Origin of the sequence: Nostoc sp. ChiVER01 (assembly GCF_034531155.1) — a bacterium.
Lineage (GTDB): Bacteria > Cyanobacteriota > Cyanobacteriia > Cyanobacteriales > Nostocaceae > Nostoc.
Window position 1 is genome coordinate 488,366 of the sequence record NZ_JAVRBS010000001.1, and the last position, 16,690, is coordinate 505,055.

Here is a 16,690-nt window from a genome sequence, read left to right on the forward strand (position 1 = left end):
CGCTCGTTCCTCGCTAACGCAATGGGCTACGCTAACGCAATTCAAAAAATTAGATACAGCAATACTTTCAAGGTTTGCATCTGTATCAGATTTTTCGTGAAATGGTGTGAGATCGTCGCTCTGATAGTAGTGGGAGCGCCTGAGTTTGTAGTGGTGGGGCACAGCTAAATTTAAACCACTCTTTAATATCGTTTCAACTATGAGGTGAAAATCATGGAATCAATTGGATACTTTTTTGGTAGAATTTTCGGCGGATTTATCGATAGGCTATCGGATCAAATAAAATACAAGATAACCGATATTGCTGAATCTAAAATCAGAGAAACGGTTGATAAACCATTTAATAAAAGTACAACAACTAGCCAGCAAACAACAACCGATAGTCAAGAACGAAACACCAAACTTTAATAAAGAGTATGTTATTTGATTGAGACAAAATTAGGACAATCAAAACTGTCTATTAGCCCTAAATAGGTAATGATAGATAGCCCTAAAGCTGTAGCAATTGATTATAGCGATGGATGAAATACCAGATAGCTACAATAATATAACTTTATAATTTTTTGGAGGATGACAAAGTTTCTTTAATCAAACGTGAAACTATTGGACGTAAAGTACAGTTAAATCTCTCAATGCCGTTAGTTTTAGCACTAGTTTTGCTAATGGCTTTTTGAATTACGAAATTATTGCAAAGAACAGAGCGATCGCTCTGTTCTTGAGTGTTTAATAATATTTCAAGCACCCTGGCTTCTGTTTTATCTAAGAAGAAAGTTATAAGACTAATATTCTAACTCTAGATTCACGCGCTAACTAAACAAGGATGAGTTTCATGCATTGCCATTTAATTTGAAGTATGATTCAACTCAACTTGCAAGCAAATCAACCCATCCTGACCTAGCTGTAATTTATCTCCATGACTCAATGGATGAGGTGCTCCACGAGATAATAATTTATCATTGAGGTAGCTACCGTTTCGGCTATCATCAACAATCATGTAAGTTTGTCGAGCAATATCCCAGTAGAGATGAGCATGGGTACGAGAGATGATACCTGCATGGGGCAGTCCTGTTAAATCGATTTCAGGTCGCATTCCGTTAGAGAGATTTTGACGACCAATCACGCCAGATTCCCTAAGCAATAGAAAACTTTGTTTGCTGGGATGAAGCAACTTTAACTGAGGACGTTCCTGATTATTGATTGTTGATGATAGCTGGGGCGAGGGGGTCGAGGTTTGAGTATAGCGGGCTGTCGAGGCTACCATAGCAGGGGGTGGTTGTACTGCCTGTGCTAATGAAGTACCGCACATTGGACAGATTTTAGCGTTGTGCGGTAATACCTGATTAAAGAAAGAGCAGCTTGGCTCTGGACAACGATGAGTTTGGATTGCCATAGTAATTGCACTCCTTAACGATTCAGAATAGATGACGATAAAGTGTAGTTTTTGGGTGGAGTTTGTAGCGGCACAAGACCTGCTTGCTGAAGGAGATACTGCCCATCTTGAGTTTTGAGAAAATTAGCAAAGAGCGGCCCTGATACATTCCCAGGCAAATTATTATCTCTAGGATATGCAATAATCAACGGCGTGCTGAGTGGATAGGTAGCTGTATGAAAAGCCGATATATTAAGTAAGGGCTTTTTCTCCAGACAGAGATTGTCTGATGGAGAAATAGGTTGCATTACGCCGTTGCTAGTCTCTTTTAGCAGAGGCTGTACTGGGTCTAGATTTTTTTGGGCAATAGCTAGGGGGTAAATTTTGCATTGATCCCAGGTTTGGGTCAATAGTCCGAAACTAATTGAGCCAGCCTCAGTTTTTTGCGCCTGCTTTTCTCCAACTGCGATGGAACGCAAGGTATTAAAGGTTGAACGTTGCTCAATCTTGCTAAATTGGGCAATCAGACTCGGATCGTTGCCTAAAACTTTTTGTTGGAACAAGCGTAATGCTTCAGGTTCCATCGGTCGATAGGGTTTGATCGGCAGATCAGGAAAATCTGAACCTAGCTGTTTCCAGTTAGTAAGTTGCCCTGTAAAAATTTGCTGCAATTGGGCAAGACTGATCTTACCTTGCAATGCACTTGGTAGATTTTGACTTTTATAGGCAGGTACATAAACTAAAAGACCATCGTAGGCGATCGTTTCCTGAATTAACCCTTCGGGTAGTTGGGTTGATAAACTAGCGATCGCAAAATTTGCCTTGGTGTTCGCTTCGAGAACTTCATTGAGTGGAGACCGTTGAGGGGCATAAGTTCGGTAGTTAAAAATAGCTGCTATATCCAACTTGGGCTGAGTTAGGAATACTCTCAGTTTGCGATCGCTCGCGGGTTTCTTGTCTAAAACTATTGTCCAAGTTCCCAGTGCTTCTCCCGTATACGGATACTGTCCTGGCTGAATACCATTAACATCTGCAAACGATGGCAAAAGCTGCTTAAAGTTAGCCATCTCTGCATTAGAATTTGATATAGATCGGGGCAATAGCAACCACAATAGTCCTCCCAATAGAGGCAAAGCAAGTAAACTCAAAAGCCAATACTTTCGATTCGGTTTCGCTGGAGACTCTGGGCTAAAATTTCCATGAAAGCCATCAGCCGTTTCAGGTTGAGGCAGTTTAATCAAAGCCTGACGCGCCTCTGCCGCAGAGTTAAACGGGGTGTCTAACCCTAGTAAACGATGCAGAAAATCTCTCAGGGGTGGATCGTTCTGGGGCCAATGTTGAGCCTCGCGTGGATTTAGCGGTGCGTTAAACCCAGAGTGAATCTCTTGAGCCGTCCAGAGAGCAAAGGCGACCGATCCAAGATCGATTAAGTCTTGTTCCGGTAACAGCATTTGGCGCGGCGCAGGGATAAAAAGCTGCTCCCAGGATGCCAGATCGCAGACATAGACGTAGCCGCTATCACTTATGAGCAGGCTGTCAAGCCCTAAGTTGCCGTGGGCAGTTCCTATGGCAACAGATGCAAAACTTGATGGCTGACTATGGAGGAAATGTAGCGACTGGAGCATTTGATTTAAAACTTGTCGCACTTGCGATGCAGAAAAGGCTCCTGTCTCTGTCAAAGTTTGCTTCAGGGTAGGAAGTGCCGCGATTTCGCCTGAAAAAATCAGATAGACGCGATCGCTCAATGGATCTGCAATAATTTCTGATGGGCTGACCAGCCGAAACTCCCGACCCTTCGGGGTGGTCAAATTGCCCTTTGCCACTTGACTCAAGGCTGTTCTGCGCTGTTGTGCTTCCACAGCATTAAAATATTGCTTAGGCAGTAAATACTCTTTCACCACAACGGATTGACCATTGCTGATCTGAGTTCCTCTGTAAAGCCGTCCCATTCCCTGAGACCTAAGTATTTCAGAAATGCGATAGGTGCCTAAGCTGCCCCGGAGTTCAGTTTGAATTGGTAATGTAGTGGGGAATCCGCATTCCAGACAAAACTTAGCACCCGGTATTTTTTCAGCAGTTTCTATTGGCTTTTGACAGCCCAGAGGTGCATTTTGGGTACATCGGTAGAATTTAGCTAGTGCATTAGAATCAACAATAGGCATAGAATCTTCTCGATAGTTAGGGCTAAACCAAAAGGGAGCATTCCAAATATGCAAGTTTATTTTTATATGGGATTTTGGCTTAGAACAATAATCAAATAACGAACCGCCCTTCGGGTGACGCTCCTTCTCTGCGAGACGCTACGCGAACGTCGCTAACGCTACGCTAACACCAGTCGCCTACGGAGGAGCCAGTGCGGTCTTGGGGTCTCCCCAAGTGGAGCATCTGGCGTTGGAAACCCGCCTACAGCGCTGGTTCATCAAGGACGCCAAGAGCGCCAAGGAAAGAAGTTTGTACAGGGTTTTTGTGTCAGTCCTGTACCTTTTGGCTTGCATTGGGATGCTCTCAACCAAAATGATTGAACCCAATTACGACTGAACCAGATTCATCTTGATGGCTGCTACAATAGCTTGTGTCCGGCTTGTTACCTGTAGCTTCAGAAAAATATTAGTGATATGAGTTTTAACAGTAGACACTGAAATGTAGAGTTGCTTCGCAACTTCATCGTTTGAGGCTCCTTGAACGAGCCAATATAAAACATCGCTTTCTCTCTCGGACAGAGTGCAAGGCTGACCAATCTGTGAAGGTAACGAGGCTTGGGCTTTTTGGAATTTTCTAAAGAACCCAGTGGCAACTTCAGGTGGTAAATAAATTTGGTTCTGCATAATAGTAGCGATCGCATCTAGCAACTGCTGTGAAACCTGACCCTTAAATACATAGCCATCCGCCCCCGCCTGCATAGCCTGATAAATCCAGTAGTCTTCTTGATGACCTGATAGAACCAAGGTTTTACTCGATGTATTGTTATCTTGGAGCTGCTGTAATAGAGAGAGGCCATTTCCCTCAATTAATTCCATGTCAATTAGAATCAGGTCGGGAGTATGCTGCTCGGCAAGGGATAAAGCCAGAGCCGGACGATTCGCTTCCCCAACCACCTTAATGCCTCGATCCTGAATCTGGGAGAGGCTTAGGAAGGTTCTGATTCCAGCCCGAAATTGATCATCATCATCAACTAAAAGCGTCGATAGGGTTTTGGTTTGTTCTACTTGGGTTAACATGCGGTATTGTCCTCTGATAAGTTAATGCATGGAATCAATCGAGGTAGGCTTATCGAAAATTCTGCACCTTTTTTGGGAGCATTTCTTGCCCATAATTTCCCTCCGTGGTCGAGTACAACTTTTTGGGCAATAGCTAACCCTAAACCTGTTCCCTCCGAGCGGCGGGTATAGAAAGGCTTAAACAACTTCTGTAAATCCTCGGTGGATAGACCTGGGCCTTCATCTCTCAAGGTCAGTAAAACATCGCCCTGTTGCTCTTGCCAATCAATGAAAATTTTTGCCCCTTGGGGACTAAAATGAATGGCGTTACTCAATAAATTGCTGATAGCCTGTTTGATTTGGAGTGGATCGAGTTTTAAAATAAGTGTGCGATCGCTGCAACAAACCTGAATATCTTTCTCCGAAATCCAGCCTTGAAATTCTTCTAGTGTTTTATGGACGAGGTTACGAATATCTTGCGGTACAATCTGCAACTTTTTACTACTTGCACACTGCACAATTTCAGTGAGAGTTTGATTTAAGCTGTGAGCAGTCTTGCAAATAACTGAAGCTTGTTCTTGCTCTTTACTCGGAGCCAAAAGATGAGTAAGATTATGGGCATAGAGACTAATTAAACCCAAAGGATGACGTAACTGATGCCCCACTCGTTGAACAAGATGCTCTAAAATTTGAATCTTCTGGCGGTGTTGCCAGTTTTGTTGATGTTCGTCTAAATATTCACCGATACTAGCAGCAGTTCGCTTAATGAATTGCCGTTGAGTATGAGACAAAGGCCCCTTAGCAAATAATAATAAGTATTGATTAGGCTGACTTGATTCACCAAAATGACAATAATAGAAGCCTTTTTCTATTGTCTCTGCATCAATCGGCTTTAACGCTAGAGCAGATGAAACATTAGCTAACCAACCTTCATTCTGTAAGTAAGCTAGAGTCTCTTTCGCAAAAGAAAAAGGCATTTGAGAGGTTTCAATAACTTGTTGGCGATCGGACATCTGTGGATCTTGATAAACCACTCTCGTCCATTGAATCTGCGGTTGAGCTGCTAGTTGCTCGATCTGTAGCTGCAAGAAATGCTTTAGTTTCTGGGTGTAATACTGGGGAGTGCCCTTTTCGGACTGAGGACTTAGATTTTTTAAGAGTTTAAGACCTATGCTTGGATTATTTGTGAGACTATCCATACTTTCCTCCAAATTATATGCTCTACTTCTGGTTGTGTTGCAAAGAGTGAATTAGATAGTAAGTAAGGTAGAAAAGCCTTGTTGTTGACGATCGGCTTTCCATAGTGAGCAGTGGGATTTTGTGAGGTTCTAAAAATTAGGGGTATAAATCACCTATTTAATAATATGAACGCAGCAATATAGCTGTTTTTATTGAGAATCTAACTTTTAACTAAAAATTAAAAACCGATTTAACAAAACCGCATTATTCCCTTAAAGCTTTGGACGTTTTCAAGATTTCTTACTTGGAATTGGTAAAGTAAGAAATTCAGTGAATGCAGTCAGTTTATATTGTGATTGACTATTAGGACTTCAAGCGATGTCATCTCAATTCCGTAATTCTGTTGAAAATTTTGCACCCACTAAAAGAAGCTACGGTAGATCCCTTGTGGGAGAGTAAATAGGGCGAACGCACGGGATTTCTAAAACCCCTGCTGAATAAGGATCTTGACGAAAAAATAAGCTAAATTTAAAAACGCCGTAACCCTTGCTATTAAAGGATTCTTAGACTTTAGATGCGTTTACCCTGGGGGGTAGGTTTAAAATCAGGAAATGAAAAAAACTTATCCAGATGAATATTGATCACAAAATTTTGACAATAAATAGTTATTAGTGATGTTTGTGAGCAAGCATAACTAACGACTTCAAGCCAAAGCCGAACTTACGCTTCTGTATCACTCATTGGGATAACTTAAATCAGAATATGCAGCTTTTAAGATGATTTTTGCTATTTTGGCTAATAAATGACAAAACGACCCAGAGTGGAATGGCACTAAGAAAAGCTCTAAGCTATGTGGAATAAGTGTTTCGGCTTTTATTAGTACTATTCTCCTCACTCCCCTCGACTCTACCCTCGGCGGTCATCCGTATAATTATAAATTTTTTCTTATAAAAATTAATTTCAATTTAAAACATGGTAATGTTCTACAAAATGCATTTTTGAAAATTGAAAATTGAATTAAAAGCTTTTAATTCCTATTGACTTTCAAGAAGTTGAATTTGATATTCAATTCTCGATGAGAGAGAGTTTTTGTATTGCAAATATTTATAAGAACTTGAAAGGCCGCAAGTTCTTACTAAATGGCTGTCATACAGGAGAAACCTTTGTTAACAACAATACCTTTGCCAAAATCAGAGCCTACAAAAATTTTGGCAAAAACGGCAAAATGACTCATACATAAGCGTTTAGCTTATAAGGTAGCTAGCAAGCTCAAACCCTTGATACTCCGTGCAATACATTAAAAAATGCTTGCGGGAAACCTTGAAAGAATTTTTAGGACTTATTGTTTTTGCCCAGCCTCGGAGAAATCGGAGTTTATAGATTAACTCACCCTCGTAAATTGGCAAAGGTATTGTAACAACACTTTTATTATTTTCATAATTGCGGGATAAACACCATGAAACTATTGTTTGGATCACTCGGCTGGTCGGTCTCTCTGGTCGGATTCTGTTTGGTGGGAATTGCTGCTAGCCCTGTACTGGCTGACCCGCCCGTGTACACTGAGACTTACGACAACATTGTGCCGCCCGTTGACTGTGAGGGCTTGGATTTGCACGATGTTTCGTATTCTTTTACCGTTAACGATTCGCCTAGCTCAGACTGTAAAGCTGGTCTTTACTTCGGCCCAGGCGCCACCAACAATATTAACCCACCTAACATCGAAGGCAATGCGTCCGGCGTACTTCACCTTACGTTTGACAAGCCTACGACAACGTTCGGATTTGGAGTAGCGCAAAGCGTCCTTTTCAGCGCTCAGTAGGTAATTGTCGATCTTAACCGCCCAGGGAAAGAGAAGCTCCGTCAGGAAGCCCAGCTCACTACGACCAAAGATCCTTTTTTCGTTGGTGGACGCTACGACTACAATGGCCCGGCGGTCAAGTCTGTTACAATCCGCTTCTCCAATACTGGTGGTCGCTTTGCCCTGGATAATGTGAGCTACTCCCGTCCACCGGGTCAGGTGGGTCAATGAGGAGCAAAATAGGGGTATATCTAGCGATCGCGATTCGTGAGACAGTATCACGCCAAAATGCGTAGTTAGTTAAACTTCTAAAAGACTCGTATATACACAAAATGACAGAATAACCTCCTACTGCTAACAGTCAAGTAGGAGGTTATTTTCTCAAATCTATAACTGAAAAGTAGTCATAGTAAGCATTACACGCCAAATGGCGAAATTTTTTAGGAATCGTTGCAATACCCAATTTAACCCCCCTTTTTTAAATGCCCGAATTTACCCCAAAACCAGGGCGCTGATGCGTTGTTTCTGGTTAGCCTGATAAATCACCATGAAAATTGGCGTTGCAGAACGGTGGGATGAATTGAGGCAAGCTCTTGAGGCAGGGGATGCAGAGGAAGCAGGGGGAGAATTTTGGAAGTTGCTAAATCATCCCGCAACTATGCAACGCCTGAAAATTTTCATCGCGTTGTATGGGCTTTTAATCCGGTCAGTATATTGGTTTTAACTAAAATTTTATTTATGTAGCTGTGATCGCTATTTTTTGTAAGTGTTGTGAAATGGAGGCAGTAACTGTGCGGGTTGCCCAAAAAACCCCGATCGCCCCGGTCGAAGTGAAGCACGGGTTCGCAAACGTTGCCCAAAAGCTTACCCTTTAATGACGAAACCTCGGCATGAATTACGAAATATGAGAGCAAACTGCTTAAACCACAAGTATTTCGGCTTTTCTTAGTGCCATTCGACCCAGAGTGAATTAGACAGAAGTCGGATTTATTCCAATCAAAGTTGTTATTCAATATTAAAATAACCCATATATCTCTTTATTATGCTTGCCAGCTCAATTATCGATGCTAGCTTGACCAAGCAAAATATAGCCTTTCGCCCCGGTGGGCCATCAGTTTCATTTGGTGTTTCAGTCATCAACCGCAGCAATCAGTTTGCGTCGTTTCAACTTGAAATTAAAGCGGCGGGAGCAGGTGAGCAGAGTAACTGGTATCATCTTTCTCCAGATGTATCTACAGCTAAATCACCGGGCGATCGCACTGATTTTCAAGTTGAGATTTTAGACTCTCCCATCCCTGATTTCGTTGGGATCGTCAATCTAACGGTGCGGATTTTTTCGCCCCAGCTCTCTGAAGAACGACGATTAGTTCTGCGATTAACGTTAGAACCTAGTGGTGAATTAAATCTACTGCGGATCGCACTACCTGCAAAGCGGTTTCAAGTTTATCCTCGTAACGTCGTGGATATTCCCGTAACTGTCAAGAATGTGGGGTCACAGCCTTCAGAAGTGCGCTTGCAATGTGCAGAACTTGAGTCTTCCTGGCTAGTTGGTAGCTCAGAACAGTATATAGAAGTTCCAGCAAATGGAGAGACAACAGCAACTTTCCAATGTCAGCCCCCTAGAGCAGATCGAGTTCCGAGCCGTGATTATCTTTTTGTCATAATTGCCAAAAGTCATCTGAGTTCTACCGTTGAAGTGCAAGGAATTTTAGAAGTTCTGCCCGTTGGCTTCATGCAGTTTGAAGTCCAGCCTCAGCAGCAATGTATCCCGGCTAAAAGACCCTGGCTCCCGAATTGGCGATCGCGTAGCAGTACCTTCCAATTGATGTTTAAGAACAATAGTAATCTGGTGCAAACGCTCGATCTTGAAGTCCGAGGCCAAGACGCGAAACGATGCCAAATTGAGGTTAGTCCAGAAAAACCCGTTCTCGCATTGGGAGAAATAACTTCTACAAACCTAACCCTCTCTCCCCGTCGTCCCTGGATTGGTTGGTCACGAAAACTCAAGTTTGAACTCAAGCCTTGGCTATCAGACCCAAGATTAGGGAGTAGCGATCCAGCAACCCAGATTTTATTTTTAAAGGTTTTCCCAATTGTACCTCTATGGTTATTAGTAGCATTGCTCTTAACAATTGCAGCTGCTGTATTTAGACCAACGCCCATCACTCATTTGGCTGGCGTTAATGCCGTGCGACTCAGTGGCACGAGTGGCAGATCGCCGCTTGTAATGAGTGTCTCAGACGATTGTTCAATTCGCACTTGGGGCGTTACAGATTGGGGAACGCTAACTGCTCAGGGTAGCTTGAGCAAGGGGACATTAGCCAAAACCTGCACCAATGCTCAACCTAAGTCTTCTAAGGGACTTCTTGCAATTACTCAGCAAGCAATCCGATCGCTAGCATTAATTCCGGTGAAAAATAATCAGGTCTTTGCAGGTTTAGAGAATGGAACCGTTCAGGTTTGGGATATCAATACTGGCAAGGGACTCTATACGCTCAAAGATCCCAAAGACCAGACAAGCGATCGCATTTTGGACTTGATTTTTACTCGTAATTCTCTGACGCTATATACTAGCTATGGAAGCGGAACTATTCGGAGTTGGCAAAGACCAAGGGATGTCCGTTTTGACTCAAAGCCTGCCAAGGTTTTGAAGGTGCCCGATCACTTCGCATATCAAGCCTGGTCTTTAGCACTCAGTCCAGATGAAAAAATCCTTGTGAGCGCCGGACAGTTTAAGCGGCTTGTCTTGTGGGATGTCGCAAACTCGCAACCCCGGCAGCTAAAGCTTTCAGACAATGCTCAAAATCGCGGAGAAAACGACTTTTTCTGGGATGTCAGCTTTGCGCCCAATACTCCTATACTAGCTGCCTCTGATTCTGATGGTTACGTTACTCTTTGGGACTTAAGTAAATGTCAGAAAGCAGCGCAAAAAGGGTCGCTTAAAGAGCAACTTCCTCAGCAAAGCTGCGAACAACGGGCGAGGTGGCAGGTTTCAAAAACATCGGTTCGCAGCATTTTATTTACTCCAGATCAACGATGGCTCATCAGTGCAGGTGATGATGGTCAGATCCTGGCCTGGCGTCTAACCGCAAACTTCACTCCCGATCTGACTCAAAAACCGAAGCAGATCGCAACCCTGTCCAGCAGAATTACTTCCTTAGACTTGATTCCTAAAGAGCAAGGAGTTTGGATTGCCAGTGGCTCTGATGATGCACAAGTTCGCCTCTATCGCTTTAACCCAGATGAATAAAAGTTTCTGACAAAAAATAGTGCAGTGCCATGATTGATAAATATACCCAGAATTTTATAATGTGCTACTTATCACTGAATATACTTATATTACTCAGCAGTATATCTTTAAGTCCACAGGTGGGCAGGATAGCGTTCGGGGATACCGTCAAGATTATCTGCTGACAGAGAATGGCGCTGTTGTTTCTGCGGAAGTTCAAGTACCAATTCTGCACTTACCCCAGATAAATAGCACATTACAGGTTGTCCCGTTTGTAGATTTTGGTGTTGGCTGGAATAGTTCTGGTAGAGAGAATCCGGTTGTGTTGGTCACAAGGCGATCGCTTCACCGTTCGTCTTGACTAGGGCGTTCCTTTAGTATTTGTTAACTCATCAAATGAGAGAACATTACAAGAAAACCGCCTATATTTTAGTTTACTTTATAATCCTTTTTAAAATAAAGCAATAAAGAGCTATCTGAACGTTAAACAGCAAGAATAAATATTAAGTTGACTGCAAACCAAAGAAGCCGAATTTATCAAAACGACAACCATTTTTTCTAATTTCGATAAAGCTGCATTCTGAACATTTTCTTTTTTTGTGTAACTACCATTCCATTTGGGCAACGCCATAGTCCTTTACTGAAGATGCTGTAGAGATGTTGAATCTTATCACACCACTCAAAGTTATACTGAATCCTCCCACCCGCCTAGAAGGTTTTCCAGGGGAGAGCGTTACCCTTGACATCAGTCTGATTAATCAAGGCGAGCAGGGAGCCACAATTGATGTGTTTGTCGATCCCACGACTCAAACCCTACTGTCATGGTGTCCATCTGCAAGAAAGCGGGTCGCCCTCGACTCCCAACAAGCTTGTGAAGTCAGCCTGGTCTTTGAGATTCCCTCAGACGCTTTACCAGGAAGTTATCCCTACACGGTAGTAGTAGATGCCCCAGAGCATTATCCAGAAGAGACTCCGATTCATTATCCAGCCCGTCTTGAAGTTCTAGTCAAAGAGCAGACTGTTATACGGTCACAAAACCTTACCTTTTCACTTAGCCCAGCAACTAGTCCCGTTCAGCCTTTACTAGTTCAGCCCAACCAGCACCAGAAGCTATCAGTAATCGTGAACAATCACTCCAATCGAGTGGATCGGTTTCGGCTCTATTGTCTTGACTTGGATAAAACGTGGTTCACGATTCAATATCCTTCTAATGAACTGAGTGAGTTAGGTATCGTTTCCAGTACCGATGGTTTGGAGCTTAATCCGGGAGGTCAAGGCGAAATCATTATTGAGTTCCATTATCCAATAAACATGCCTGCTGGTCATTATTCACCGACTCTCCAGCTCACTTCTGATAATGCTCCAGAGCAGGTTTTTTTGGATCTGGTGTATTTAGAGGTAAAGCCAAAATTTAACTTGAGTGTTGAACTGGAGACTATTCTTGGAAAAGTCAGTCACAGTCCAGGACAGTATCGACTCACACTGACAAATCACGGAAATTCAATTCGAGAATTAGCCGTAAGTGCTAGCAGCCGAGATGAAACGGAATTGTGCAACTATGTTTGCAGTCCGTCTTCTGTCAATTTGTTGATTGGGGAAACAGCAACAATTAGTCTAACTGTTTATCCTATACAGAAATGGCGACGTCCCTTCTTTGGGTATGGCTTAGAGCTACCGTTTCAAATCCATCTTCAAGATATTCAAGCATTACCGACGCCAGAAAAGTTACCGATGGGGTTATTAGTCTGGAAAGCACGCCCTTGGTGGCAATTTCTACTGTTGCTGCTGGCAGGGGTTGGTGCATTGTCGGGACTCGGCTTTTTGATTTGGTTTGTGTTCTTTAAACCCACTCCAGAGCCAATCCTGGCAGAATTCAAACCGGATAGTGCTAGTTATACGGAGGGAGGCAGGGTACGCTTAAACTGGACGATCTCGAATTCAGATAGGCTTGAGCAGCTGGTAATTTCTGCAACCAAAGATCAAATTGCGAGCAGTCCCCAAGTTTACGACTTTCGTCAAGGCTTACCGACAGAACTGAACCGTTATTGCCAAATTCACGATCGCGATCGCAATTTAACTTGTACCAACGTCGATACAGGTGCCCGACTGGCGGGAAAATACACCTTCCAACTTCAGATTAAGGCAAAATCCGCAGAAAAACCTATTCAGCAGAAACTTGATGTCGTAATTCAACCTAAGCCACTGCCTCAGGTGGCAAGCATTACAGCACGCCAGTCTCAACTCGAAAAAGGGAAACCCTTAACCCTTAGTTGGAATATCAAAAATTTTAGCCAACTCGTTCAGCTTCAGGTTATTGGTCAACTCAAAGAAGATAAACCAACGCTCCTCAAGACTTATGATTTTCAAAAACAAATTCCTCCAGAACTAACAAAGCAATGTCAACCTCCAATCAACGAAACATTGAGTTGTTCCAACGTGGATATAGGGCTTCCAGCTAAACCAGGCGACTATACGATTAGCCTTCAACCTGTGTCTAGTGGAAGTCAAAAACAATCGCCACTCTCTAAAGCAATTCAAGTCCAGTTAAAGGCAACACCCCTTCAAATTATTGACTTTACGCTCAATAATCAAAGTTCAGAAACGAATCCCTCAATGTTCTTAAAAGTTGGACAAGTTGTGACTCTCAACTGGAAGGTACAGGGGGATGGTGCTAAGGTTAAACTCGAACCTTTAGGTGATGTCCCAGCTAGCGGTTCTAGGACACTGAAAGCGACCACAAGTCTTTCTCAAATTGTCCTCACGGCTGAAACCGAACAAGGTCAATCAGTCAAACGTGCGTTTTTGCTCCAAGTTGATACGCCAAAACCGCTTCAGAAGCCGACTAATACAGATTCTTTAAAACTAAAGCTACAGATGACAAAGCAAAATTAGCGAGTTCAACACGAACTTTAGTTGACTTAAAATGTCAGCTTTTTTGATGGCTGAAATTTATCCTTTCTTCTGCCCAGCAGGATTAATGGCTTGATACTAACCTGAGTCCCAGTACACCTGCCAAAATTAAGCCAATGCAAATAAAACGCTTTACTGAAGCAGGTTCACCAAATAAAACTACCCCTAATAAAGCCGTACCCATTGCCCCTATCCCAGTCCAAACGGCGTAAGCAGTACCTACTGGTAATGTGCGTAGTGCTATCGATAAAAAGAAAAAACTCAATATCATACAAACAACTGTGGGAATACTGAAAGCCAGCTTAGTAAAGCCTTGTGAATATTTCAGACCAATTGCCCATGCAATCTCTAACAACCCTGCAACCAATAAATATACCCACGCCATTGTTTATTTTCCTGCACATTGTAGAAATTAAAGCTTTTATCTTCTTAACGATTTTTTCTTATATTAAATATAAAGAAATATTACAGAAGCTGAATGCATGACACAAGACAAGCTATTCCAGACGTTTAAATTTCAACTCGCCACGAAATTCACGCAAAAAGGTTGGGTTTTGCGATCGCAAAATCCAACCTATAATTATCCTTAATATCAATTTCATGTGAAGCTGCACAAAATGATTAACCCTCTATTCTTGGCGTTCTTGGCGGTTCGTTTTTAATTCTATGCATCTTCATAAAGAATTGGTATAAGTCAATACACTTGGTCTAAAATCCAATTTCAATGGTGAAACTGCGAATCTTTCCTGTATCTGCGTCAGCCTGATCTGCAACTTCTAGAGTCCAGGTTCCTTCGGGACTTTTACCTTTTAAAGCAGCAAGTTTAAGGGTATTTATCTCATGATAAGTAGTTTTAATATTATCTGTAGCTCCGCCCTGGCGATCGTGCAGAATTACAGGAAGTACGCCTGTTTGCACTGGGGGAAGGAGAGTAACTATAAGATCCCCAATAAAAGTATGCTCGATGTCTACATTAACTTTGATAGATTTTATCAGGTTAGTACTAGTGATCGCCAACGATAATGTTGATTTTTGTAAGTCGTTAATTGGGACATCTTGCACTGCCTGAAATCTGCTGATGGGTGATGTTTCAGGTGGCTTGGCCAATTCTACAGCTTTCAAAGCATTCATTCGACCGTAACCGTAGAAAGGACTACGACCATTAGTATCATATTTACCTCCAGCTTGATCAATGCGATCGCAAGAGCGTTTAATAATATCTCGCACTTCGTCCCAACGCAGATTTGGGTTTCTGGCAATAATTAGAGCTGCAACACCAGCCGCACCCGGACAAGCACTAGAAGTTCCGCCGAATTGGTTCGTGTAGTTGCCTGGAACGTCACCCAAATTCCGATTACCCGAATTATAGCCAACTACACCAGAGCGATCGCTTGTCCAAATTCCAGGGGTTTGAGAACTATCGCCATTATTGCTGGGGAAGGCACACCAGACCGCCTGACCAAAGTCACTGTAAGCGCTTCTCGTGCCGTAGTCGTTACAAGCTGCCACAGCAATCACCTTTTGATAGCTGGCGTAGCCATCATTATCGACGCTTTCGTTACCATTACCAGCCGCGAATAAAATTACACAGCCCTTGCCGTTACGTCCCTTATTAATTGCAAACTCCATAGCAAGGCGTGTAGAATCAGGCAGAGGTACTTTCTGCTTGTGTAAAGGATCATTGGGTTCATACCAAACACCATCTGCGGGCCCCCAGCTACAAGAAATTACATCAGCACCATTTTGAGCCGCCCAAACAAAAGCATCTGCTTCATCCTGCGACCCCAGCGCCGAAGCTAAACGAATCGGCATCAGCTTTGCACCGGGTGCTACACCAGATGCACCAAAGTTGCCGTTTCCACAAGCTACTCCTGCACAACTTGTCCCGTGGTTATCGTCGTTTCCGGGTCTGGGATTGTCAGTTTTACGTGTGACATCACGCGGGGCAACAATTTTTCCAGAGGAACGGAACTCTTCATGCTCAAGATCCACACCGTCGTCAATAATTGCAATAATCGTCCCAGTGCCATTGCTCAATTTCCAAGCTGCCTCAACGTTGGCATGGGCCTTAATTACCTGACCATCAATTGTTGTTTGCTTTAAGTGCCACTGTTGCGGAAAAACCTGACGTCGACGTGATTCACGCACTAGTTCAGGATGGCACAGTTCAACTGATTCTTCATTCAAAAGTCTTTCGGCGATGTCAAAGATAGCTATACCAGTATTTGTAGGAGCATTGACAAAATAAGCATTTGGTGCATATTCCAGTTGGCGTTTAATTGTTAAGCCGTAACGTCTTAAGACCTCTTGGCAGACAGTTAACTCTTCTTCATTATTGAATTTAAGGAAAAGGTTTTCGGTGTAAATTATCGGTTGACTGGATGCTGGATCGATCAGAACCCGTCCGGCAAATTGGACTTCAGACTCATTGTTGAGGATATCACGGGCGCGATCGCGCAAAGCCACACCTTCAGTCGGAACTTTCGTTCGCAAAATTTCTACACCTGCTTGCCGAAACCGTGTTGTTAACTCGAATTGATTCAGGATGCTGCGAGCTGTGGGTGATACTGGTGCAACTTCAAAGGGTCTGGCACCAACAAGATTACTGCGGCTTTCGGTACGCACTACAACGTGTTCCTCACTGATAGCAAGTTCATATTGTTGGCCATTCTGCCCACCATAGCGAACTTGAACCATAATTTTATCTCCTGGGATATTTGAAATATTACTATCTTAAAAATTAGGCATTTAGATGGGAAAAACTGCATCATACGTTATGTTCTTGCAGTGTGCGCTTGGGATTTACGTTTAGTTTATGGATGCTTCTGATTTCTTATGTTATATGTGTATTACGGTTTCAAAAGATACAACTCAAACAGAATTTAGTTTATTTAAGTTCATACAAGCCTTTGATTCGTCTTTCCAGAAAAGAGGGATTCAAGGTCAATGAAGAGGAAAGGGGGCAGGGGGCAGGGAGCAGGGGGGAGAACCCCATAAATAAATTTAGG

The 16,690-nt window shown here is 42.9% G+C and carries 11 protein-coding genes and 1 pseudogene; 5 read left to right on the forward strand and 7 right to left on the reverse strand.

Going from position 1 to position 16,690, the window contains the following annotated elements:
* Positions 1-213 precede the first annotated feature (213 nt).
* Positions 214-408: a hypothetical protein gene (locus tag RMY00_RS01895; RefSeq protein WP_322645932.1), complete on the forward strand. Its 195-nt coding sequence runs from the start codon at positions 214-216 to the stop codon at positions 406-408.
* 145 nt (positions 409-553) lie between these two features.
* On the opposite strand, the gene RMY00_RS01900 is transcribed toward RMY00_RS01895, so the two are convergent.
* The 5 genes from RMY00_RS01900 to RMY00_RS01920 form a co-directional block, all read right to left on the reverse strand.
* Positions 554-742 (reverse strand): hypothetical protein, encoded by a 189-nt coding sequence (locus RMY00_RS01900; RefSeq protein ID WP_322645933.1) that lies wholly within the window; start codon positions 740-742, stop codon positions 554-556.
* Between the two features lie 99 nt (positions 743-841).
* Positions 842-1,390, reverse strand: coding sequence for an FHA domain-containing protein (locus RMY00_RS01905; protein WP_322645934.1), 549 nt, complete (start codon positions 1,388-1,390; stop codon positions 842-844).
* Positions 1,391-1,404: 14 nt separating this feature from the next.
* Entirely contained in the window at positions 1,405-3,531 is a 2,127-nt protein-coding gene (locus RMY00_RS01910; protein ID WP_322645935.1) for a substrate-binding domain-containing protein, read from the reverse strand.
* Between the two features lie 366 nt (positions 3,532-3,897).
* A complete protein-coding gene (locus RMY00_RS01915; protein WP_322645936.1) occupies positions 3,898-4,587 on the reverse strand; it encodes a response regulator transcription factor in 690 nt (229 codons plus the stop codon).
* Complete coding sequence (locus tag RMY00_RS01920) at positions 4,581-5,765, reverse strand: HAMP domain-containing sensor histidine kinase (protein WP_322645937.1); 1,185 nt, start codon at positions 5,763-5,765, stop codon at positions 4,581-4,583. Before RMY00_RS01920 ends, RMY00_RS01915 begins: the two co-directional genes overlap by 7 nt.
* A gap of 2,325 nt (positions 5,766-8,090) precedes the next feature.
* Here RMY00_RS01920 and RMY00_RS01925 point away from each other — a divergent pair.
* From RMY00_RS01925 to RMY00_RS01940, 4 genes and pseudogenes are all read left to right on the forward strand, one after another.
* The gene (locus RMY00_RS01925; RefSeq protein WP_322645938.1) at positions 8,091-8,267 is read left to right on the forward strand and encodes a hypothetical protein; all 177 of its coding nucleotides are present in this window, start codon (positions 8,091-8,093) and stop codon (positions 8,265-8,267) included.
* Between the two features lie 318 nt (positions 8,268-8,585).
* Positions 8,586-10,793 carry a hypothetical protein gene (locus tag RMY00_RS01930; protein ID WP_322645939.1) on the forward strand — a complete coding sequence of 736 codons (2,208 nt, stop codon included), beginning with the start codon at positions 8,586-8,588 and terminating at the stop codon, positions 10,791-10,793.
* A 118-nt stretch (positions 10,794-10,911) separates the two neighbouring features.
* Positions 10,912-11,227 (forward strand): annotated as a pseudogene (locus tag RMY00_RS01935) (ShlB/FhaC/HecB family hemolysin secretion/activation protein); the annotation flags it as partial.
* 202 nt (positions 11,228-11,429) lie between these two features.
* Positions 11,430-13,664 carry a hypothetical protein gene (locus tag RMY00_RS01940; RefSeq protein WP_322645940.1) on the forward strand — a complete coding sequence of 745 codons (2,235 nt, stop codon included), beginning with the start codon at positions 11,430-11,432 and terminating at the stop codon, positions 13,662-13,664.
* Positions 13,665-13,746: 82 nt separating this feature from the next.
* Here the strand turns inward: RMY00_RS01940 and sugE are convergent, their stop codons facing one another.
* Together sugE and RMY00_RS01950 are read right to left on the reverse strand one after the other, a co-directional pair.
* Positions 13,747-14,067 (reverse strand): quaternary ammonium compound efflux SMR transporter SugE, encoded by a 321-nt coding sequence (sugE, locus tag RMY00_RS01945; RefSeq protein ID WP_322645941.1) that lies wholly within the window; start codon positions 14,065-14,067, stop codon positions 13,747-13,749.
* Between the two features lie 323 nt (positions 14,068-14,390).
* On the reverse strand, positions 14,391-16,379 hold the full coding sequence (locus tag RMY00_RS01950; RefSeq protein ID WP_322645942.1) for a S8 family serine peptidase: 1,989 nt from the start codon (positions 16,377-16,379) through the stop codon (positions 14,391-14,393).
* Positions 16,380-16,690 lie beyond the last annotated feature (311 nt).